The sequence below is a fragment of the Lutispora sp. genome, assembly GCF_041687175.1.
Classification (GTDB): domain Bacteria; phylum Bacillota; class Clostridia; order Lutisporales; family Lutisporaceae; genus Lutispora.
Genome location: NZ_JAWLCK010000044.1, coordinates 1 through 21,623 on the forward strand (window position 1 = coordinate 1; position 21,623 = coordinate 21,623).

Here is a 21,623-nt window from a genome sequence, read left to right on the forward strand (position 1 = left end):
CCATGCTGGGATTCGATCAAAATCTTCTGGCTTTGATGATTGCCCTATATCTAGCTCAGGATAGTTTTGGAACTGCTTGCAATGTAACAGGCGATGGAGCCATTGCTTTGATGGTGAATAGAATTTCAGGCTATAAGCTAAAAAGTTAGAAAAAACTCTTCGCAGCAATGCGAAGAGTTTTTTCTAGATGTCATTTATATTCTTTATGAAGTCATATGTTATTCTTGCTGTTATTCCCCAGATTATTTTATTTTCAAATAAGTAAAAATAAACAGGGTATTTGCCCTTCCCCCACTTGTATTTCTTACCATTTTGTATCATATCATAGGGAAAATCTTCTCTCGGCTTGAGGTTCACATCTATATAATGGCATTTAGGTTCATGAGACAAAAGGAATGATAGAGGTACAGTGAAGACTTCTTTTACTTCATCATTATTAAAAGTACCATTATAGCCCTTCAAAATTCCTATATATGGGTAAATAATCGTGTTAAATGGAGTGACGAGTATATCAGAAGGACCTAGAATCTCTATATTTTCTGGTTTTAACAATAGTTCTTCAGCAGTTTCCCTTTTTGCTGCCACATCTTTTGCTTCGCCTGGCTCAATTCTACCACCAGGAAAGCATATTTCATTAGGCTGTTTTTTTAAGTTTTCTGATCTTATTTCATATAGAAGTGATAAACCATCTTCTTTTTCTATTATTGGAATAAGAACAGAAGACTTAGTACAATTATTGCTATCAGAAATAGAGTTGTCTTTTTTGGATAATTTTATAATCTTATCAAACATAACTATTGATTCCTCGCGTATATTTTTATTAGGGTATCTAAATTATATCATAAACAGTTGAAAAATGAGCATATGTACGAGAAATTAGTATTATTGTCCGCATATGACAAAAAATTAATATAATATTCATATTGTCAAATTATTATGCAAATGGTAATATGATTAATAAATATTTGAAAATATGGACAGAAATACAAAATTCATATTTGTCCGCCCTGGACGAATGCATCAATATGCACCGTTGATTTCTGGACTATAGGGGGAGATTTACTATATCAATGAGATATAGTAAATATATAAAACATGTATGAGGAGGAGAAAAATGAAAAAATTAAGTTTCTTGCTAGCTATTGTACTCATTCTATCTTTTAGCCTAACTGCCTGTGCTAAACCAGCAGAACAGGCAACTGCAGAGACACCTGCAGCAGAAACTCCCGCCGCTGAAGGCGATACAATCAGAATCGGAGTATTTGAGCCTATAACTGGTGCAAATGCAGGCGGTGGAGCTCTTGAAGTTGAGGGCATAAAGCTGGCAAACAAATTATATCCGGAAGTATTGGGCAAAAAAGTTGAACTTGTTATTGTTGATAACAAGTCAGACAAGGTAGAAGCTGCAAATGCTGCAGCACTGTTAGTTGAGAAGGAAAAGGTTGCAGCCATTATAGGAAGCTGGGGAAGCTCGCTTTCCATGGCAGCAGGAGACATAGTTAGAAATGCAAAGGTTCCTACAGTTGGAGCTTCCTGTACAAATCCATTAGTTACACTAAACAATGATTTCTATTTCAGAGTATGCTTTATAGATCCATTCCAGGGAACAGTTATGGCAAACTATGCATTTAATAAACTGGGAGCAAAAAAAGCTGCAATTATTCAAGAGGTTTCCAATGATTATTCCGTCGGTCTTGCTAAATTCTTTGTTGATTCATTCAAAGCCCTTACTGGTGATGAAAATAGCATAGTGGCAACTTCAAACTACAATACTGGCGATCAGGACTTTACAGCTCAGTTGACAAACGTAAGTGCAGCAAAGCCTGATGTAATATTTGCACCTGGTAACTTTACTGAGTCAGCTCTTTTGATCAAGCAGGCAAGACAACTGGGAATTACTGTACCAATAATTGGTGGAGACACTTGGGAAACACCTGAGTTTATAGATATAGGTCAAGCTGATGTTGAAGGCACAGTATTCTCAACTTTCTTCGCAACAGAAAAGCCTATTACAGCTGAATCAGAGAAATTCCTTGCTGAATACAGAAAAGAATACAACAAAGAACCTGCTGCTGTTACAGCTCTTGGATATGATGCATATATATTGATACTTGATGCCATTGAGAGAGCAGGTAGTGCTGATCCTATAAAGATTAGAGACGAATTAGCTAAAACTAAAGATTTCATGGGAGCCGCCGGTGTTATAACACTTGATGAAAATGGAGATGCTGTTAAGGATGCCGTTATAAAAGTTGTAAAAGACGGCAAGTTCACATACATGGATACAGTTAAACCTGAAATGAAGTAATAGATAATAGTTGGACATTTAATGACACTCACAAGAACCCTTAAGGTCTTGTGAGTGTTGTTTTTTTAATGTTATTGAATAAAATATGATAAATATTGGTAAACATAACGAATGTAAGGTGTTGGCTTTCAGCATCAAAAATATAGATGATTGAAATAGTGCTGGCTATACTGTATCATTTATTTTGCTAAATATGATTTCAAGAAAGGTATGAATATAGTATGATTGCATCAATCTTTGTTGGTATTGCTATGTTTATTAAGCTGCTATACTTCAATAATCTTATAGGAGGCAGGATTTATTCCATAGTGGGGCTTGTCATATCATTGATAGGGGCTTTATTTATACTCCTGTGTCTGATACCTATTGTCAAGGGAAAGTGGAGAATAAGAAGCATGCTTATATTGAATATTGTTATTACCCTACTAATTATTTCAAATCTGTTGTTCTATAGGTATTTTAACGATATAATCACATTGCCTATAATAACTCAAATAATAATGGTAGGATCAGTTTCAAGCAGTGTACTGAACCTTATTCATTTATCAGACTTACTGTTCTTTGTGGATTTTTTGTTATTTATTCCAGCATATAGAATAACAAATTACCAAAGACAATATGAAAAGTATAGCTGGCCTATGAGAGTGTTATTATCAATTGGACTATTAGCAGCAGGTTCCTTTCTTTCATACTATGGTATTTGTTTGCTAGATAAAAACCAGCCTAAAATATTAACCACATTTTATGATAAGTCATATATTGCACAACACATAGGACTGATAAACTACCATGCCATAGATGCATTCAAATTTATTAAAGAAGAGATAAAAGAAAAATCATTAAGTGATGATGAGAAAGAAAAGATTAAATTATGGTTTAAAGAAAAAAATGCTCTGATTCCAGATAAACCTAAGTATTATGGATTGGGTAGAGGAAAAAATCTTATGGTTGTTCAGGTAGAAGCACTGCAAGGCTTTGTTATAGGTAAGAAAATAAATGGTATGGAGATCACACCAAATCTAAACATGTTAATGGATAAAAGCATATATTTTGAAAACTATTATTGTGAAACCGCTGCTGGTGGCACATCGGATGCAGAATTTCTGGCAAATACATCTCTCTATCCTTTAAAATCAGGAGCAGTATATATGAAATACCCAGGCAACAATTATTACTCCTTACCAAAAATACTAAAGGAAAAGGGATATAGCGCCTTTGTAATGCATGCCTATAAACCTGGCTTTTGGAATAGAAGTGTAATGTATCCTAGCTTAGGCTTTGATGAGTATCTGAACAGAAATCATTATGAGCATGACGAAGTTATTGGAATGGGGCTAAGTGACAAATCCTTCTTCAGGCAGTCTTTAGATTATTTGAAAAACAAGAAGGAACCTTACTATGCCTTTCTAGTTACATTAACTAGCCACTACCCCTATGATAATACTAAGGCATATAATGATGCTCTAAACGTGGGCGAACTTAAAGGAACTTTTTTAGGGAACTATTTAGAAGCTATACACTATGCAGATTCATCCCTTGGATACCTGATTGATAAGTTGAAAGAGGAAGGGCTATGGGATAACACTATTCTTGCTATATATGGAGATCATTATGCCATTTCTAAGGATAGAAAAGATGAGCTAGCTGACTTCCTGGGTATTGATGATATGAATAATTACATGTGGGTTAAGCATCAGAAAGTTCCACTTATCATCCATCTTCCAGGAGATGAAGGAGCTGGAGTCAGGACAATAGCTGGAGGAGGATTGGATCTGATGCCCACATTATTAAATATCATGGGCATAGATAGCAAGACTATTCCAATGATGGGGAGAGATTTGCTTAATTCTGATGAAGGCTTGGCAGTTATGAGAAATGGATACTTCATCGATGATGATTATTTATGTCTTCCTGCTGATGGTGCCGCTTATGATATAAAAACAGCTGAACCCTATCCAATAGAAAACTTGAAGGATAAAATTGCTGATATATTCATGGAATTGGATATATCACAAAAGATAATAGAAAATGATATGGTTGAGGAGATAAGGAATTATTTACTGAAATATAAAGAATAAAGGCCTGCTATGCAGGTCTTTAACAATCTGTATTGAATAAATGAATATATACACTCTGTATAAGTAGGTGATGTTTTATGAATGTGATGATAGTGGATGATGAGAGACTCATTGTAAAGGGTCTGAAATACAGCCTTGAGCAGCAGGGCTATAATGTGTTTACAGCCTACAATGGTGCGGAAGCAATAGATAACCTGACGAAAAATGTAATAGATTTTATCATATTGGATCTCATGCTTCCTGATACTGATGGTATGATGCTTTGCAAGAGGATAAGGCAAAGTTATGATATTCCTATTCTTATGCTTACTGCTAAGGATGGAGATTATGATAAGATTTTGGGTTTTGAATTTGGAGCAGATGATTATATGACAAAGCCTTTCAATACACTGGAACTCATTGCAAGAATGAAAGCAATTATAAGGAGGAGCGAAAGGAAGGTTGAAGCGAATTCTATCACAAAAGATGATCTGATTATAAGTCAAAATGAGCGCAGGGTATATTTGAAAGGGAAAGAAATAAATCTAACTGCAAAAGAATTTGACTTGCTTTATCTTTTAGCTAGCAATCCAGGAAGAGTTTTTACAAGAGATGATATATACAGCTTGGTATGGAAAGAAGATGCCTATGATGTAAGGACAATAGATGTGCATATAAGAAATCTAAGAGATAAGATTGAGATGGATAGCAAACACCCTAAATATATTATGACAAAGTGGGGGGTGGGTTATTATTTCAATAAGAGCTAAGATGCTGTTGATATACAGTACAATAATAATTCTTACCTTTGCTCTATTTTGCATTATAGTATTAGATAACTATGAAAATATAAGAATTAGAAATGAAGAAATAAGACTGTTTCAAACTGCCAATATAGTAGCTGATACTTACAAGAGAAATAGAGAAGATATTATTCTAATCAATACAATGGTGAAAAGCTATGGAAAACAGGCAAATGCCAGGATACTCATACTGGATTCTGAAAAAGAGGTTATTGTAGACAGCTTTAATATTTATGTCGGAGATAAAATAGATAATAAAGAAATAAGGAGCAGTTTACAAGGGAATACAAAATCTGGAACATATGTGCTGGAAGGAAGAAATGTACTACAGCTCTCGGTACCGATAATTAGTGATATAGGAAATGAGAAGAGAATAGATGGAGCTGTACTTATATCTGCTTTATTAGAAGGAACTTTTTCAGATGTGAGGAGTCTTCAAAACACGCTTCTGCAGGTATCAACACTTTCTCTATTAATAGCTTTGTTTCTTACATTGATAGCTGCAAATAGCCTTACAAAGCCGATAAGAAGCTTGAATCATGCAGTTGAGCAGCTGTCGTTAGGTCATTTAGGATATAGGGTGAAAAAACAGGGTAGCGGAGAAATAGGTAAGCTCATTGACTCCTTCAATGAAATGAGCGGAAAGCTGAGACAAATAGAGAGTAATCGTAAAAGCTTTATAAACAGCATATCTCATGAACTGAAAACTCCTCTTACAGCAATAAGAGCCCTTATAGATTCATTGACCATAGGGGAGAGCAGCATCCAAACCTATAAAGAATATTTGGAAGATATAAAGCAAGAGACCATAAGGATGGGGCAGTTGGTGGATTATTTGCTTAATTCAATAAAATTGGAGGATATTAGCTTAGATATGACAGTTGAGGATTTAGAAGATATATTGGAAGATGCCGTTAAGTTAATTAGACCCTATGCAGAAAAGAACAATGTTTCAATTCATGTTAGAGAGACTGAAAGTCTGATTATTAAATGCGATAGAAATAAAATTAAAGAAGCAATCCTTAATCTCCTTGACAATGCAGTTAAGTATAAAGATCCAGTAAAGAAACAGAATTATATAAGAATAAGTATTGAAAGAAACAGAACCGAGGCTAGATTGGTCATAGAAGATAATGGTTTAGGTATAAAGAGAGATGATTTATCTAATATATTCAACAGGGGATTCAGAGTATTGGATTCGGGTATCAGGGAGAACTCAAACATAGAAGGCTATGGCATAGGCCTCTCCATCGTAAAGAGCATTATAGAGAAGCATAATTGGGAAATATTTGTTGATAGTATATATGGTGCAGGCAGTAAATTTATAATAAGGGTACCTCTCAGATAAATTTATAAAACTATTAGATGTTCTTAACACTTTCTTAATAAATATTTATTTTATCTTAAAAATTTAATTGTATAATGCTAATAGACATACAAAGAAAGGGGTTAACATTTATGAAAAAATATATTTCCATGTTATTGATTCTTGTTATGATTTTCAGCTTATCTGCATGTACTCCAAAAACTAAAGAACCTGTTGAAACAGAAGAACCAAAAAATGAGGATGTAATCGTAGAACCAACACCTAAAACCGATGAAAAAGAAGTTACATTATATTTTGTTAATAAAGAATATATAGAAACCGGTGATGAGAAACTAGAAAAATTAATTGCTGAAAAAAGATTGGTCAAATATGGAGATACATCCATTGAAGAGGCAGTTGTCAGAGAACTCATAAAAGGGCCTGAAAAAAAAGAATTAAGCACAGAAATTCCATCCAGCGCTAAACTGATAAATGTGGAAGTTGCTGATGGTACAGCTTTTGTGAATTTTGCTCAGGAGGGCTTGTATGGGGGTTCTATGCAGGAAATATTCACAATAATGCAGATAACCCACACTTTACATGAACTAGGCATTGAAAAGACTCAATTCCTGATAGATGGCAATAAAGCTGAAACCTTAATGGGACATATAGGTATATTGGAGCCCTTTGAAGGCGGCTTTGAAATGTATAATGATGTATAGGAAGTTATATGGTAGTGGTGCAGCCACTACCTCCTTTTTATGTCTTCAACAAAGCTTCTATATTCTTCATTAGTGAACAGTTCACAGGCAGTTTCAAAATCAACGTTCATTTCATCGGAAAGGTTATATTTTCTCTTTATCTGAACAATTCTAATCAAAGATTCATTTATGCGCTCTTCGGTGATTAAACCGGTTGATACGCCATCTTTCAGAGCTTTCAAAACCCTTTCCTGAATCTCTGCTGTATGACCAATGACGAAAACATCTATTCCCGCGTTGAAGGATTCTATTACTGCATCTTCTATTGAATCTTCTCCATTTGCAAACCCAATCATTTCAATTTCATCAGATATGGCTATGCCTTTAAAGCCTAGTTCCTTTCTTAGTATATCTGTAAGAAAAACCTTCGAACGAGTAGCTGGCTTTCCTGAAGGATCAATCTGAGGATAAGCTAGATGCCCTACCATAATAGCATCCATACCTTTATCTATGGCATTCCTGAAGGGTACAAGTTCTCTTTGAGCCATGATGCTCCTATCAATATTTATTACAGGCAGACCAACATGGGAATCGACTTTAGTGTGACCGTGGCCTGGAAAATGCTTAGGAACTGGGATTATGCCTTCTTCTGTCAATCCCTTGATAAAGGAAATGCCGTGAGCAGATACCCTATCCACATCTTTACCGTAACTTCTACGTTTCAATAGAGTATTATCATCTCTGCTCAGAATATCAAGCACAGGTGCAAAGTTCATATTTATTCCGGCAGAATATAGTTGCTTGCCTATGATGCTCCCCGACTTCTCAGTCAAGGCCAAATCATTTATGGTTCCAAATATCTTTGCATCAGGCATTGTTATTCCTTCTTTTGGAATCCTAGATACAGTGCCTCCTTCTTCATCAACTGCAATAAACAAGGGGAGGGAGTTATTTTTATTCAGCTCCTTCAGTTGGGAAACTAAATCGTATAGGCTTTTGAAGTTGCTATAGTTTCTTCTAAAAAGTATGAAACCGCCTACTTTATCTTTTTTTATGGCATTAATCAATGTTTCTTTGGGTGTATCTTCAGCAAATCCTATTATAACCAATTGACCTATCTTTTCGTCCATAGCCATACTGCTGATAATTTTTTCTTCATATGAAGGTTCTGGCGGCTGTTGCTCAACAGTATTATCAGTTTGATCAATTTCATTTTCATGCTGAGTTTGCTGGTTTTGTTTTATACAAGAAGTCTGAAAAATTAAAACTATGGACAGTAAAATTATAAAGAATATTTTTTTCATCATATTGTACCTCATATATTCATTTATTATCGATTAACAAGCTTATTATTATCTAATATTATCTAATTGTATATTATTTTGCAAATTAGAAAAAATAAAATTATCTTGTTAAAAGAGGAGTGTGGCTATGCCAGGCTTGAAAAGAGGCACTTTGGTAATAATAGGTGGTGCCGAAGACAAAACAGCTGATAAGAGAATATTAAAAATTGTGTATAAAATGTCAGGAGGAGATAATAGCACTGTTGCTGTAGTGACAACTGCAACTAACAGCCCCTACAAAGCGGAAAAGCAATACAACGAAATATTCAAAAGCTTGGGAAGTAAAGCTGTGTATGGAATAAATATAACTGATAGATCCCAGGCGGATGATAATAGATTAATAAAGCAAATCAGGGAATGTGATTGCATTTTTTTTGTGGGTGGAGATCAGCTAAGAATCTCAAGCATATTAGGCGGCACTGAATTTCACAAAGCAGTGCTAGATGGTTATGAAAACGGAAAGATTATTGCCGGAACCAGCGCAGGGGCATCCATGATGAGTCAAGTAATGGTAGTGGAAGGAAAGGATGATGAAGCGCCAAGAAAATGTACTTTAAAAATGGCTCCTGGTATGGGTCTTCTACAAGGGGTAATAATTGACCAGCATTTTAATCAAAGAGGTAGAATAGGCAGACTCTTGGCAGCTGTAGCCCAAAATCCAGGGATTATTGGGATAGGTATTGATGAGGACACGGCAGCTATTGTTGATGGTGACCTTACTTTCAGAGTAGCTGGTTCTGGTGTGGTTACAGTAGTTGACGGCAGAGATATAACCTTTACTAATGTTTCAGAGCAAAACTCTGAAGAACCATTGGCCATTACAAATGTAAAAATTCATGTTTTCCCTGAAGGTTATGGGTTTAATCTCACAACAAAGCAGGGAATAATACAAAAAGATGATGAAGAAGGCAAGAACATAGAAGTTGAGGAGGATAAAAAGTGAAGATTATAAGCAGTTATGCTTACAAAGGAAGAAATATTTACAGTCATAAACCTGTTGTAAAAATGCTAATAGATTTAGGTGACTATTATGATACACCTACAACAGCTATCAAAGGTTTAAATGAATTTCTGATAAATCTTCTTCCTGGTTTAAAGAGACACAGTTGTTCCAGAGGCTATGAAGGTGGTTTTGTAGACAGACTAGGAGAAGGCACCTATTTGGCTCATGTAATAGAACATGTGTCTATAGAACTGCAAAATGTTTTAGGTTATGATATTAGCTATGGAAAAGCTTTTAGAGGTGATAAAGACAATATTTACAATGTAGTATATGGATATATTAACGAGCTGGCAGGCATTGAAACTGGAAGAATTGCCGTTGATTTGATAAATTGCTTTATCGAGGGTAAGGAATTTGATTTTAATAAAGAAATGAAAGAACTAAAAAGCAAATGCGTTAAGAGTGACATAGGTGTGAGTACAGCTATGATAAAGAAAGAGGCAGAGAAAAGAGGTATTCCAGTAATAAAGATTGGTGATGGCAGTCTTCTCCAATTAGGCTATGGAAAAAACAGCAGAAAGATACAAGCAACATTGTCGGATAACTCAACCTGCATATCAGTGGATGTAGCTTGTAATAAAACACTGGCAAAAAGTATAATGGCGGAATACGGGTTACCTGTCCCTGAAGGAAAGGTTGTCAGCAGTGAGAATGAGCTTTTACAGTATTGCATGACCATTGGTTTTCCTGTAGTTATAAAGCCCAATTATGGAAGCCACGGGATAGGGGTGTCTATAAATTTAAGAACACCTGAAGAAGCATTGAATGCTTATAAAATAGCTTGTGAATATGAAGATACAATTTTGGTAGAAAAATTCATAAAAGGAAATCACTATAGGCTTTTAGTTGTAGGAGATAAAATGGTTGCAGCATCACTAAGGCTTGCAGCCCATGTAATAGGAGATGGTGAAAGCACAATTGAAGAGCTTATAGAAAGAGAGAATAGAGAAAACCCATTGCGAGGAGAGGATCATGAGAAACCTTTGACAAAAATAGTTGTAGATAAGGTGGTGCTAGCTTATCTAGAAAAACAGCGCAAGACTTTAGAGTATGTACCTGAAAAAGGTGAGACTGTATTCTTAAGAGAAAATGACAATCTGAGCACAGGTGGGATAGCAATCGATGTTACTGAGGAAGTTCATCCCGAAAATGCTAAGATAGCAGTTATGGCAGCCAAAGTTATAGGCTTGGATATAGCTGGTGTAGATATAACAGTGAGTGATATAAGTATACCTCTTGAAAAGGCCAATGGGGCCATTATAGAAATTAATGCAGCACCAGGAATACGAATGCATCATTTCCCAAGCAAAGGACAAGGGAGAAATGTGGCAGGTGAAATAGTAAATTTACTTTGCCCAGAGGGGGAAGCTGTAAGCATACCAGTGATTTCTGTAACAGGAACCAACGGCAAGACTACCACAGTAAGAATGATTTCCCATATTCTAAGAACTATGGGCAGCAATGTAGGAATGACCAATACAGATGGTGTATTTTTTAATGATGAATGTATGAAACATGGAGATAATACAGGTCCTATAAGTGCAAGAGCTGTTCTGATGGATAAACGGATAGATTATGCTGTACTTGAAACTGCAAGAGGTGGTATCGTTAACAGAGGATTAGGATATGACTTGGCAGATGTAGGATTAATAACAAATATCCAGGAAGATCATCTGGGTATAGATGGAATCAATGATATGGAGGATATGGCTTTTGTAAAAGCCCTTGTAATTGAGGCGGTCAAAAAAGAGGGCTATGCAGTGTTTAATGCAGATGATGAATATTGTATGATGATAAAGGATAGAGCAAAAGCAAATTTAATATTATACTCTGCCAATGCTAACAATGAACATTTGAACAATCACATTAAAAAGGGCGGCATAGGCCTTTATGCAGATGATAAGAATATATATATTTGTCAAGGTAATAAAACCACAATGCTTATGAGTATAGATCAAATACCTGCCACAATGGGTGGAATATTGAAACACAATGTATATAATGCTCTAGCTGCAGCTTCGGGAGCTTATGGTCTAGGTATAAAAACAGAGAATATTATAAAGGGTCTATCAACCTTTGAATCCAATGATAAGGATAATCCAGGCAGGTTTAATCAGTTTGATGTCAATGGGGTAAAAGTGATAATAGACTATGGCCATAATATTGACGGCTATAAATATGTATTGGATTCTTTAAAACAGATGAAGAAAAAGAAATTAATAGGAGTAATCGGTGTGCCTGGAGATCGCACAGACTCAAGCACAATAACTATAGGAGAGATGAGTGCTAACTCCTTCGATAAAATATATATTAAGGAGGATAAAGATAAGAGAAACAGAAAGCCAGGAGAAATTGCAGCTCTGCTGAAAAAAGGTTGCCAACTGGGTTCAATTCCGGAATCAGAAATCACTATAGAATTATCTGAGGAAAAAGCCCTTGAAATGGCTATCGCTGCGGCAGAACCGGATGATATAGTAGTTGTGTTCTATGAAGAATATGAACCTCTAGTAAGAGTGATAGAGAAAATGAAAACTTCCTATGAAAAAACAGGGCTTATCATCGCTTGATGAGCCCTGTTTTTTCATGTTAAAAAAGCTGAGATACACTCAATGGGTCAGAATCCCAGGATTTTATTGTAAATCCATCTCTATGCATTCTGGAAAGCACGATCTTGTATTTATTTATGTTTTTGCCATCTTTAATGATTATTTTGGTTCGGGCTTCAGTGGCTGAACCAGGTGATTCAGCCCGATGCGGGTCGCTCATAGCCCAAAGCTCTGTTTCGCCAATTTCTATTATTATCTTATCTCTGTTATTTATTAGATTTTCTACAATATTCCGATTGTTTTCCACATACTCGCTTTCTTCCATACCCTCCCAATAGCTTAAGGCTTCAGCTTTATTTCCTGCAAGTATATCATCTATATGCTTCTTCACAATACTTCTTATTTGAGATATTTCTTTGGATTCAGGGTGAGTAGAAAATCCTGTAATAAACCAATCCTTATCAATTTTAACCAATTCTATGGAGTTTATGAAGAACCGGCCGATATTGACTGAAGCTTTATTGTTTTTTATTGTTATAGTATCAAAGCTCAAAGATGGCGGTATATAAGCTTCTTTTTGAAAGCTTGGCAAGGGTGTATTAAAACGTTTAAAATCTGTCAGCTTATTGTTCAGTGCCTCCTGAGGTAAAGGATAATCTGTATTTGTATATATCTTTTTTGCTTCAACCTCATATTCTTCAAAGCTTCCATTGAAATTGTAATCTAGTAGAAACATTTTCAATATTACAGACTTAATCTTTCTTAAGTCTTCGTTATCTTCCTTATTGATAGTTTTAATTACTTTGAAAGACTCTAAGTCTATAGTTATTGAATTTTCACTATAGTTACTGATAAAGTTTAGTCTATCCTCAGAAGGACTCAAATAATAGGTAGGAGTACATAATGGGAAAACCTGCTTTACCATATTTTCCGGATTTATTTTTATGAGAAGATATCTCTCGTCATTGAAATTTGTATTTAAAGTTGTATATACTACTTCTCCAGTGGATTTTAGTATATTTGCACAATAAACCGGACCTTCCTCTATAGTTTTGCTTTCAAGAGTTTTCAGGTTAACTATTTTTAGACCCTGAAGCAAGTCTACTGTATATATTAAGTTAGTATTATCTGAATCTTTATAATAGCCGTCGGCTATTTGGGTATATGATTTATTGTCAAAGTTATACAATGCTATTATATTTTCATACTTATTGTTTTTCATTTCTGTTATGAATGTGTTGTTGCTAAAGCCCATTCTAATAAATGGGGTATAGCTATCGGCAGCAATTGAAACAAATTCTCTCGATGCAATATCAAATATCATTCTATTGTCCAGCATCAACCTTTTTGAGTCTCGTGACCAGCATATGGTATTGAATTCTCTGTAATTATACTTTTCTATCACTTTTACAAGCCTTTCATTTTCCATGTTGTAGATGTAGACATTGTCCTCGCCATCTATAAAAGCCCATTGCTTCCCTTTTGGATCAAATTGGTGACTTTTTATAGACATGAACTTTCCTAGACTTTTTTTGGTGGAACTGGCAATATTATATGAAAACAAATCCATGTATTGCACCATATTTCCAGCTATGATCATACTGTTTCTTTCATCAGTGGTTTCATCTTCTATATTATTATACCCAATTACAATATTATGGTCTGGGGAGATTGTAATAGGAATGATATTCTCATCTATTTGAGCTATTGCTTCCTTGTTTTTTTCAACCTGAACTTTTTGTGATACCAGATCTATCTGCCAGTCTTTCAATTTATCAGAGACACTATTCTTGCTATTCTCTTTATTATCGATTATGACTAATTCATTTTCCTTTATGGCACAAGAAGAAAGCAATGTAATAGAGCATAGCAATAGAATTAATAATCTTTTCATTCAATTTCCTCCTGCTTAATCATAGGGTTATTGTCACCTGAGTACCTTTGTTTTTTTCACTTGTCAGTGAAATAGCAGCACCATGTTTGTCTATGATTTCTTTTACAATTGATAGACCAAGTCCCCAGCCTTCAATACTGCTATTTCTTGATTTATCACCTTTGTAATAAGGTTCAAAAATGTTTTCGAGAGTGTATGGATCGATGCCGATTCCATAATCTTTTATTGTTAATTTTATACCTTCGTTGTATTCCAAAGTTATATCAATCTTCGATGTTTCACTGTATTTAATGCTGTTATCAAGAATATTTATTATTACCTGTTTGAAAAGATCCGGGTCAACAGAAGCAGATAAATTCTCAAGCTTTAAGTTTAGTTGGATATTATACCTTCCCAATTTATAGTGGATAGAATCACACACTTCTTCTACAAGGGTCTTTAGGTTAGTATCACATTTATTGATTTGAAAATCAAAGCGCTTCAATCTTGATAGCTCCAACAGATTCTCTACCATATTGAGCATCCTTTTGCCTTCAGATGTAATATGAAAAAGGCTTTTGTCCTTAACATCTATGTCATCAGTTTTCCATAGCAGTTCTGAATACCCCAATATAGTTGTTAATGGGGTTCTTATTTCATGAGTAAAATTGTCAAAAAAGTTTTTTTGCTTATCCTTTTCATCTTTTAACTCATGAATCATTTTCCTCAAGCTATCTGCCATATAGTTAAAATTACCAGCCAGTTCTCCAACTTCATCGTTGCTTTGCACTTCAACTTTTTGATGGAGATCACCTTTAGATAAAAGCTTGGCTTTCTCTGTTAAGTCTTTTATGGGATTAGTAATTTTACCTGAAATAAAAATACTGAAAAATACAGACAATGAGCCAGCTAACAAACCTGTTATAATGAACATGTTTATATTCTGTCGTTTCATATTATCTGCATCTGTAAGATCATATATATAAGCAAGAGAATAATTGTATCTTCCATCTATGTTTAAAGGTGTAGCAAAATAAAGGGTACGATTTTTTGCCCTGGAAATAAAGTAGGCTCTATTGCCTCTAAATGTCTCTTCTACTTCTGGGCGTATAGTTATATTGTTATCAAGAATTTCCTCAGAATCACCCAATAAAGTGTTGCCATAAAATATTTGTACTCTGCAATCAATATTCTTACTCAGGTAAGAGCAGAGATAGGACGAGTCGCTCTCCATTACATTAGGAACTTCAAAAATATTGCCTGCCTTATTGAGCACATATTGTTCTATATATATGCTGCTGTAATCACCTTGGCTCTGAAGATAATTAAGTATATTTGACAGATTGTAATTATCAGACATTTGAATTATAATGGGGCCTAATATTATAAGCATAATGAGTAATGCAGCCGCATTTAAGGCTAGTATTTTATACTTGAGTTTCATAATTCACCTCAAACTTATAGCCTATGGAGAATACAGTCTTTATAAAAGTACTGTATTTTCCAAGTTTTCTTCTTAATCGCTGAATATGCATATCTACTGTTCTGCTGTCGCCAATATATTCATATCCCCACACAGATTCTAATATGTTTTCCCTGGAGAACACTATTTTCTGATTTTCAATAAAAAAGAGAAGTAAATCATATTCCTTTGGGGTAAGCACCACTTCCCTACCATCAATATGAACCTTTCTTTCCTTAATATTTATTGATATGGGTCCAGCAATAATGGAAGAATCATCTTTGCTACTGTATTTATTTACCCTTCTCAGAACAGTTTTTACCCTGGCTATCAACTCTCTGCTGTCAAAAGGCTTAGTTATATAATCATCTGCACCTAGTTCAAGGCCATACAGCTTGTCTTTAATTGAGTTTTTCGCAGTCAGTAGTATTATTGGAATATTAAGATCCTGAAGCTCTTTACAAACTTGGAAACCATCCATGCCGGGCATCATGATATCAAGAAGAATCAGGTCCGGATTTTCAGAATGGGCCATTTTAATGGCATCAAGGCCATTATTGCATGAAGTTGATTCAATACCTTCCAATTGAAGATTTAGTTTAATCAAATCTACTATAGCCGGTTCATCATCCACAATTAATATTTTCAAAAAAAACACCTGCCTCTATGGATTCATATATTGTTTCTTAATAAAAATTGTAACATTTATAAAAGAAAATTTCATTTATATTTGATTCTATTTTATTTCATATTTATAATGAGTTTGTATAAAATAGATATATGTCCATTAGATAATCACCAGGAGGTGTATTTATATGAAAATACATACGTCTAATCCAAAAAGAGAAGAAATAAAAGAAGAGTTTAAGTGGAAACTTGAACACTTATATGATTCTATTGAACTTTGGGAAAAGGATTTTAAAAAAGTCAAAGAGATGGCAGATGAGCTTTCTAAATATGATAACAAAATAGGAACTTCATCCAATAACCTGCTTAATTCAATAAAATTAAGTGCGGCCATGTCCAGACTCTTTGAAAAGATATATGTGTACGCACATATGAAAAGCCATGAAGACAGTGCTGATTCTTATTATCAGAGTCTTGCTGACAGAGCGGATGCATTGAGTGTAGAACTAGAGACTAAGAGTTCCTTTATGGTGCCTGAAATTATCAGTATAGCTGATGAAGATATGGAGAAGTTTTATAAAGAAAACAGTGACTTGTTATTCTACAAAAGATATCTTGATGAGATAAGAAGGTTGAAACCTTATGTGTTATCAAAGAGTGAGGAGCAGATATTGGCTATGGCTGGAGAATTAGCACAGGCTCCTGAAACTATTTTCGAAATGTACAATAACGCTGATATTAAATTTCCTATGGTTAAAAATGATAAGGGAGAAGAAATAGAACTGACTAAGGGAAGATATATGGCGCTGGTAGAGAGTCGGAACAGGCAAGTTCGCAAAGATGCTTATACCGCATTATACTCTACATACAGAAAACATAGAAATACTTTAGCTGCAACATTGAATGCAAATATAAAGGCAAATATTTTTAATGCGAGAGTAAGGAAGTATAAATCAGCAAGAGAAGCAGCTTTATTTCCAGATAATGTTCCAGTAGAAGTCTACGATAACCTTTTAGATACCATTCATAAGAACATGAACCTGATGTATCGTTATATGGCCCTCAGAAAAAAACTCCTGGGATTAGATGAATTATATATGTATGACGTATATACACCTGTTATTAAAGATATTGATATAGAGATACCCTATGAGGAAGCCAAAGATACAGTGAAGAAAGGGCTTCATATACTTGGAGATGACTATATTAAACTATTGGATGAAGCCTATACCAGCGGCTGGATAGATGTATATGAAAATCAGGGAAAGATAAGCGGAGCTTATGCATGGGGCTGCTATGACTCCCATCCGTATGTGCTCTTAAACTATAATGATACTTTAGATAGCATGTTTACTCTAGCCCATGAGTTGGGGCACGCTATGCACAGCTATTATTCAGATAAAAACCAGGATTATATATATGCCCAATATAAAATATTTGTGGCAGAAGTAGCTTCAACAACCAATGAAGCATTGCTTATGGACTATATGCTGAAAAATACCGATGATAAAAAGATGAAGATGTATCTATTAAACCATTATTTGGAGCAGTTTAGAACTACTGTATACAGACAAACTATGTTTGCTGAATTTGAAAAAATTATCCATGAAAAGGTTGAATCAGGAGAAGCTCTAACAGCAGATATATTATCAGAGATATATACTAACCTCAACAAGCAATACCATGGACCAGATGTTAAACTTGACGAATATATTGAGATGGAATGGGCAAGAATACCCCATTTCTACACAAGCTTTTATGTATATAAGTATGCTACAGGTTTTTCTGCGGCCACAGCCTTAGCCAGCAAGATAATTAATAAAGAGGAAAAGGCTAAAGAAAGATATCTGGATTTTTTAAAAAGCGGAGGTTCGGATTATCCCATTGAGCTTCTTAAAAAAGCCGGTGTAGATATGACAACTTCAAAGCCCATTGAAGAGGCTTTAAGGGTTTTTGAAAGGCTGCTGGATGAAATGGAAAATATGGCACAATAAAATTTGAATAAAACAGTTGCAAAATTATATCAAATAAATTATTATATATATTGTCACGGTGTTAAGCCGTGGACAATATTGGGGGTATAGCTCAGCTGGGAGAGCGCTTGAATGGCATTCAAGAGGTCAGCGGTTCGATCCCGCTTATCTCCACCATATATGTAAAACTAAAGGAAGCTACATGCTTCCTTTTTGTTGTTCTTATTTAGTTAGCGCTTGCAGATTTTTTACTGTTTTAGTGTTATAATTGATATAATGATAATAATGATTATATAATAAATATAATAATTTATTGGTAGAAGGGTGATTTTTTTGTTACATTTTAAGGCATTGGAGTTAGGTGACAGAGACCTATTTAAGAAATATATAGGAGACTATAACTTCAATACATATGAGTATTCTTTTTTGAACTTATATCTTTGGAGAAAATACTGCAACGTAGAATATGCTTTACTGGATGATGTGCTGATAGTTAAGAAAACAGAGGAGGGCAAAGGGACTGTATTTATGCAGCCTATTGGCTATTCTAAGACCAATTTGAAAGACATAATATCAGAATTAATAGAGTACAAGAAGAAAAACAGCAATATGAAGTTTCTGTTTTCAGATATTGAAGAGTCCTTTTTAGAAGAGTTGAAGAGTTTGTATGGAGAAAACCTTGAGTATTATCAGGATGTAAAGAATTTTGATTATATATATGAGACGGAAAAATTAATAAAGCTAAATGGAGATAAGCTGAGAAAAAGAAAAAGTCAGTACAATCATTTTGTAAGCAGCTATGAACATAGAATAGAGAACATTTCAAATGATAAGGTAATAAATGATTGTTTGAAATTTGCTGAGGAATGGTTCAGCAATCAACCAAAGAATTTTCAACTGGAATGTGAACTACAGGGTATAAAAGATATAATACACAATCTTGATAAGCTAAATGGCCTTGGAATGGCTGTTTATGTAAACGATGTAATAGCCGGATTTACCATTGGGGAGATTGTCAATAAAGATATGGCTATAATACACATTGAAAAGGGTGATACAATCTACAATGGTATTTATGCCTTTATAAACAGGACTTTTGCTGAGTTATATCTTAAGGATGTAAAATATATAAACAGAGAAGAGGATATAGGGATACCCGGCCTTAGGAGGGCTAAGCTGGCTTATGATCCCATAAAATTGGAGAAAAAATATTTGGTGAATATACGGAGAGATTGATGATGAGAAATTTATTAATAGGCAAAAAAATAAAACTTAACTCATTGGATGCTTCAGATATTAATGTAATGTCACAATGGTTTAATAATGTAGAGTATTTAAGATATTATGATATGATTCCCGCTATACCAAAATCTCAGAAAGATATGCTGAAGCTCCTAGAGTATTATGATAGTTCTGAGGATAAATATATATTTGCTATAAGGATGCTTGATTCCAATAAAATAATTGGTGTTGCAGGTTTTGATGAAATACTATGGACCAACGGAGTAGCAACTACTTTTATCGGTATTGGTGATAAAGAAGCTAAAGGAAAGGGCTTAGGTAAAGAGGCTATGGAGTTATTGCTGGATTTTGGTTTCAATGAACTCAACTTCCATAGGATACAGCTTAATGTAATAAGCTATAACAAGGTTGCTATAGGTTTGTATGAAAGTGTAGGCTTTAAAAAGGAAGGCACATACAGAGAGTTTATTTATAGAGATGGTAAGAGGTATGATTTACTGCTATATGGGATGTTGAGAGAAGAGTATGCTAAGTAATTTTAGCATACTCTTTAGGTTTACAGGCAAATATTCTTAATTCTTTCTAATGTTTTACTTCTTAGTTCTGACATTCTTTTAAAGTCCATGCTTTCGATATAGTACCTTTCCAGTTGGTCATGGAGTTTTTTGGCACTTTGTATTCTCACTATGGCTTCATCCATGAGACTATTGAATAGACTATAATTGTTTTCAATATAGGCATTATCATCTTTGGATATGTCTTTATTTCTCAAGCTGTCCAGGTCAATTATTTTTTCTGCTTTATTCTCCAGTTTTGCATCGTTAGTAATGACTAGCCCAAGCTCACAGATGATTATAGTCTCGATTATTTCAGGATCCAGCGGCTGATGAAATACTTCTACATCGTAGCCTTTCATTAACAGGTCGGAAATTAAGGAACTCAAAAGTCTTGTGGAAGCAGTATGATACTGGGCCTTGATATAATGACAGGTATTATTCTTTGGTAGGGCATTTTCTATAAAGTCAACTCTACCTGCTGAGTTGATAGAGGAATGAAATAGATGTCTGCTTTTTCCTTGTTTTTTTATTGGCTCAAGAGAATTTAATATAGAGGATTTATATTCAGATACTGTACTGCTAAAACCTGTCCAGTCATACTCATCACCAACTAAAGCTTCCAAATCATCCTGTACCTCCTTTGCTGCACTTAGAAATCTATAGGATGAGGCATATAACTTTTTCAATTCCTTATTGCAGCTTATTATAGCCTCTCTATTCTTTTGAATATTTTCTTTGTTCCAGTATTCTCCCAAATTAATGATTTCATCTACTACAGCGGGATATTTTGGATCTGTAGTATGGGGGGCAGTGCCATCCATAACTGCAATATTGAAAGGGACTATGCGTATCCCGTCTAATGAATCATTGTCGGAAGAACAATGATGCAGTTCTACATCATAACCCATTTCGGCAAATTCCTTTGCAATCTTTCTTAGAAAAGTTGATTTACCAGTCCCCGGCCCGCCTTTTAATATAAACAGCCTGTTGGGGATTCCAGGCACAACATATTCATAATAAGAATGAAAGCCTTTGTGGGTGTTGGCACCTAAGAAGAATTTCCTTATATAACCACTTTCTTGCATAACACACCTCCATTAGCTTATAGTTTAATATATTCTCTTTACTATTATATGTTACTCAGCAGTTTTTAAAGATATTGGATTGACAGAGTTTTTTGACTCATGTAAAATTAATTTGTTCTGAAAGGGAAAGATAAAAGAGAAGTTTGGAGAGAGGTTTTTGATAAATGCAGCTAGTTGATGAGAGGATTAGAAATGAAATAAGAAGGCGAAGAACATTTGCCATAATATCCCACCCTGATGCTGGGAAAACAACGCTTACGGAAAAGCTCCTATTATATGGGGGAGCTATAAGATTAGCCGGTTCTGTTAAATCAAGAAAAGCTGAAAGATATGCTGTGTCAGATTGGATGGAAATAGAAAAACAGAGAGGAATTTCTGTAACTTCAAGTGCCATGCAGTTCGAATACAATGGATATTGTATAAATATATTGGATACACCGGGACACCAGGATTTCAGTGAAGATACCTACAGAACTCTTATGGCTGCAGATAGCGCTGTAATGATAATAGATCATGCGAAGGGTGTTGAAGAGCAGACCAAAAAACTTTTTAAGGTTTGCCGTATGAGAGGCATACCGATTTTTACATTCATAAATAAACTGGACAGAGAAGGAAGAGATCCTTTTGAACTTATGGAGGAAATTGAAAATGTACTAGGTATACAATCCTATCCAATGAATTGGCCTGTGAGATTGGCAGGCAGTTTCTTAGGTATCTACGACAGGAAGATGATGCAT

General features: G+C 34.7%; 18 protein-coding genes and 1 tRNA gene. 13 read left to right on the forward strand and 6 right to left on the reverse strand.

From position 1 onward, the window contains the following. On the forward strand, positions 1 to 149 hold a 149-nt coding region (locus ACESM9_RS08140), incomplete at its 5' end, for a cation:dicarboxylate symporter family transporter (RefSeq protein ID WP_372997149.1). Positions 150 to 183: 34 nt separating this feature from the next. Here the strand turns inward: ACESM9_RS08140 and ACESM9_RS08145 are convergent. After that, a complete protein-coding gene (locus tag ACESM9_RS08145; protein ID WP_372997115.1) occupies positions 184 to 792 on the reverse strand; it encodes an NUDIX hydrolase in 609 nt (202 codons plus the stop codon). A 322-nt stretch (positions 793 to 1,114) separates the two neighbouring features. Here ACESM9_RS08145 and ACESM9_RS08150 point away from each other — a divergent pair, with 322 nt between their 5' ends. The 5 genes from ACESM9_RS08150 to ACESM9_RS08170 all read left to right on the forward strand — a co-directional run bounded on the left by ACESM9_RS08150 (position 1,115) and on the right by ACESM9_RS08170 (position 7,196). Continuing rightward, positions 1,115 to 2,308 carry an ABC transporter substrate-binding protein gene (locus tag ACESM9_RS08150; RefSeq protein ID WP_372997117.1) on the forward strand — a complete coding sequence of 398 codons (1,194 nt, stop codon included), beginning with the start codon at positions 1,115 to 1,117 and terminating at the stop codon, positions 2,306 to 2,308. A gap of 221 nt (positions 2,309 to 2,529) precedes the next feature. Continuing rightward, positions 2,530 to 4,386 (forward strand): LTA synthase family protein, encoded by a 1,857-nt coding sequence (locus tag ACESM9_RS08155; protein ID WP_372997119.1) that lies wholly within the window; start codon positions 2,530 to 2,532, stop codon positions 4,384 to 4,386. A 77-nt stretch (positions 4,387 to 4,463) separates the two neighbouring features. Next, on the forward strand, positions 4,464 to 5,135 hold the full coding sequence (locus ACESM9_RS08160) for a response regulator transcription factor (RefSeq protein WP_372997121.1): 672 nt from the start codon (positions 4,464 to 4,466) through the stop codon (positions 5,133 to 5,135). Between the two features lie 7 nt (positions 5,136 to 5,142). Next, the gene (locus tag ACESM9_RS08165; RefSeq protein WP_372997123.1) at positions 5,143 to 6,516 is read left to right on the forward strand and encodes an ATP-binding protein; all 1,374 of its coding nucleotides are present in this window, start codon (positions 5,143 to 5,145) and stop codon (positions 6,514 to 6,516) included. 110 nt (positions 6,517 to 6,626) lie between these two features. Continuing rightward, a complete protein-coding gene (locus tag ACESM9_RS08170; RefSeq protein WP_372997125.1) occupies positions 6,627 to 7,196 on the forward strand; it encodes a GerMN domain-containing protein in 570 nt (189 codons plus the stop codon). A 26-nt stretch (positions 7,197 to 7,222) separates the two neighbouring features. On the opposite strand, the gene nagZ is transcribed toward ACESM9_RS08170, so the two are convergent. After that, positions 7,223 to 8,482, reverse strand: coding sequence for a beta-N-acetylhexosaminidase (nagZ, locus tag ACESM9_RS08175; RefSeq protein ID WP_372997127.1), 1,260 nt, complete (start codon positions 8,480 to 8,482; stop codon positions 7,223 to 7,225). Positions 8,483 to 8,606: 124 nt separating this feature from the next. Between nagZ and ACESM9_RS08180 the strand changes: the two genes are divergently transcribed. Continuing rightward, the gene (locus ACESM9_RS08180) at positions 8,607 to 9,461 is read left to right on the forward strand and encodes a cyanophycinase (protein ID WP_372997129.1); all 855 of its coding nucleotides are present in this window, start codon (positions 8,607 to 8,609) and stop codon (positions 9,459 to 9,461) included. After that, the gene (cphA, locus tag ACESM9_RS08185; protein ID WP_372997131.1) at positions 9,458 to 12,088 is read left to right on the forward strand and encodes a cyanophycin synthetase; all 2,631 of its coding nucleotides are present in this window, start codon (positions 9,458 to 9,460) and stop codon (positions 12,086 to 12,088) included. The genes ACESM9_RS08180 and cphA overlap by 4 nt, the downstream gene beginning before the upstream one ends. Positions 12,089 to 12,107: 19 nt before the next feature. On the opposite strand, the gene ACESM9_RS08190 is transcribed toward cphA, so the two are convergent. From ACESM9_RS08190 to ACESM9_RS08200, 3 genes are read right to left on the reverse strand one after another with little or no spacing between them, the layout of a single operon-like run. Further along, positions 12,108 to 13,961 (reverse strand): hypothetical protein, encoded by a 1,854-nt coding sequence (locus ACESM9_RS08190; RefSeq protein ID WP_372997133.1) that lies wholly within the window; start codon positions 13,959 to 13,961, stop codon positions 12,108 to 12,110. A 19-nt stretch (positions 13,962 to 13,980) separates the two neighbouring features. After that, complete coding sequence (locus tag ACESM9_RS08195) at positions 13,981 to 15,384, reverse strand: sensor histidine kinase (protein WP_372997135.1); 1,404 nt, start codon at positions 15,382 to 15,384, stop codon at positions 13,981 to 13,983. Continuing rightward, entirely contained in the window at positions 15,368 to 16,051 is a 684-nt protein-coding gene (locus ACESM9_RS08200; RefSeq protein WP_372997137.1) for a response regulator transcription factor, read from the reverse strand. Before ACESM9_RS08200 ends, ACESM9_RS08195 begins: the two co-directional genes overlap by 17 nt. A 166-nt stretch (positions 16,052 to 16,217) precedes the next feature. Here ACESM9_RS08200 and pepF point away from each other — a divergent pair, with 166 nt between their 5' ends. From pepF to ACESM9_RS08220, 4 genes are all read left to right on the forward strand, one after another. Then, positions 16,218 to 18,023 carry an oligoendopeptidase F gene (gene pepF / locus ACESM9_RS08205; RefSeq protein ID WP_372997139.1) on the forward strand — a complete coding sequence of 602 codons (1,806 nt, stop codon included), beginning with the start codon at positions 16,218 to 16,220 and terminating at the stop codon, positions 18,021 to 18,023. 80 nt (positions 18,024 to 18,103) lie between these two features. Further along, a tRNA-Ala gene (locus tag ACESM9_RS08210) sits at positions 18,104 to 18,179 on the forward strand. Between the two features lie 156 nt (positions 18,180 to 18,335). Then, on the forward strand, positions 18,336 to 19,238 hold the full coding sequence (locus tag ACESM9_RS08215) for a DUF2156 domain-containing protein (RefSeq protein ID WP_372997141.1): 903 nt from the start codon (positions 18,336 to 18,338) through the stop codon (positions 19,236 to 19,238). 2 nt (positions 19,239 to 19,240) lie between these two features. Further along, entirely contained in the window at positions 19,241 to 19,780 is a 540-nt protein-coding gene (locus ACESM9_RS08220; RefSeq protein WP_372997143.1) for a GNAT family N-acetyltransferase, read from the forward strand. A 20-nt stretch (positions 19,781 to 19,800) separates the two neighbouring features. On the opposite strand, the gene ACESM9_RS08225 is transcribed toward ACESM9_RS08220, so the two are convergent. After that, positions 19,801 to 20,886, reverse strand: a complete 1,086-nt coding sequence (locus ACESM9_RS08225) for a hypothetical protein (RefSeq protein WP_372997145.1) — start codon at positions 20,884 to 20,886, stop codon at positions 19,801 to 19,803. 164 nt (positions 20,887 to 21,050) lie between these two features. On the opposite strand from ACESM9_RS08225, the gene ACESM9_RS08230 reads away from it, so the two are divergent. Continuing rightward, positions 21,051 to 21,623: GTP-binding protein (locus ACESM9_RS08230; RefSeq protein ID WP_372997147.1), on the forward strand; the 573-nt coding region annotated here is incomplete at its 3' end.

What these genes read in the sequence shown, in the direction of transcription:
- ACESM9_RS08180 (WP_372997129.1), top strand. Translation starts at nt 8,607, where the DNA reads ATGCCAGGCTTGAAAAGAGGCACTTTGGTAATAATAGGTGGTGCCGAA.
- ACESM9_RS08145 (WP_372997115.1), bottom strand. Translation starts at nt 792, where the DNA reads ATGTTTGATAAGATTATAAAATTATCCAAAAAAGACAACTCTATTTCT.
- ACESM9_RS08225 (WP_372997145.1), bottom strand. Translation starts at nt 20,886, where the DNA reads ATGCAAGAAAGTGGTTATATAAGGAAATTCTTCTTAGGTGCCAACACC.
- ACESM9_RS08155 (WP_372997119.1), top strand. Translation starts at nt 2,530, where the DNA reads ATGATTGCATCAATCTTTGTTGGTATTGCTATGTTTATTAAGCTGCTA.
- nagZ (WP_372997127.1), bottom strand. Translation starts at nt 8,482, where the DNA reads ATGATGAAAAAAATATTCTTTATAATTTTACTGTCCATAGTTTTAATT.
- ACESM9_RS08160 (WP_372997121.1), top strand. Translation starts at nt 4,464, where the DNA reads ATGAATGTGATGATAGTGGATGATGAGAGACTCATTGTAAAGGGTCTG.
- ACESM9_RS08150 (WP_372997117.1), top strand. Translation starts at nt 1,115, where the DNA reads ATGAAAAAATTAAGTTTCTTGCTAGCTATTGTACTCATTCTATCTTTT.
- ACESM9_RS08170 (WP_372997125.1), top strand. Translation starts at nt 6,627, where the DNA reads ATGAAAAAATATATTTCCATGTTATTGATTCTTGTTATGATTTTCAGC.
- pepF (WP_372997139.1), top strand. Translation starts at nt 16,218, where the DNA reads ATGAAAATACATACGTCTAATCCAAAAAGAGAAGAAATAAAAGAAGAG.
- ACESM9_RS08195 (WP_372997135.1), bottom strand. Translation starts at nt 15,384, where the DNA reads ATGAAACTCAAGTATAAAATACTAGCCTTAAATGCGGCTGCATTACTC.
- ACESM9_RS08220 (WP_372997143.1), top strand. Translation starts at nt 19,241, where the DNA reads ATGAGAAATTTATTAATAGGCAAAAAAATAAAACTTAACTCATTGGAT.
- ACESM9_RS08190 (WP_372997133.1), bottom strand. Translation starts at nt 13,961, where the DNA reads ATGAAAAGATTATTAATTCTATTGCTATGCTCTATTACATTGCTTTCT.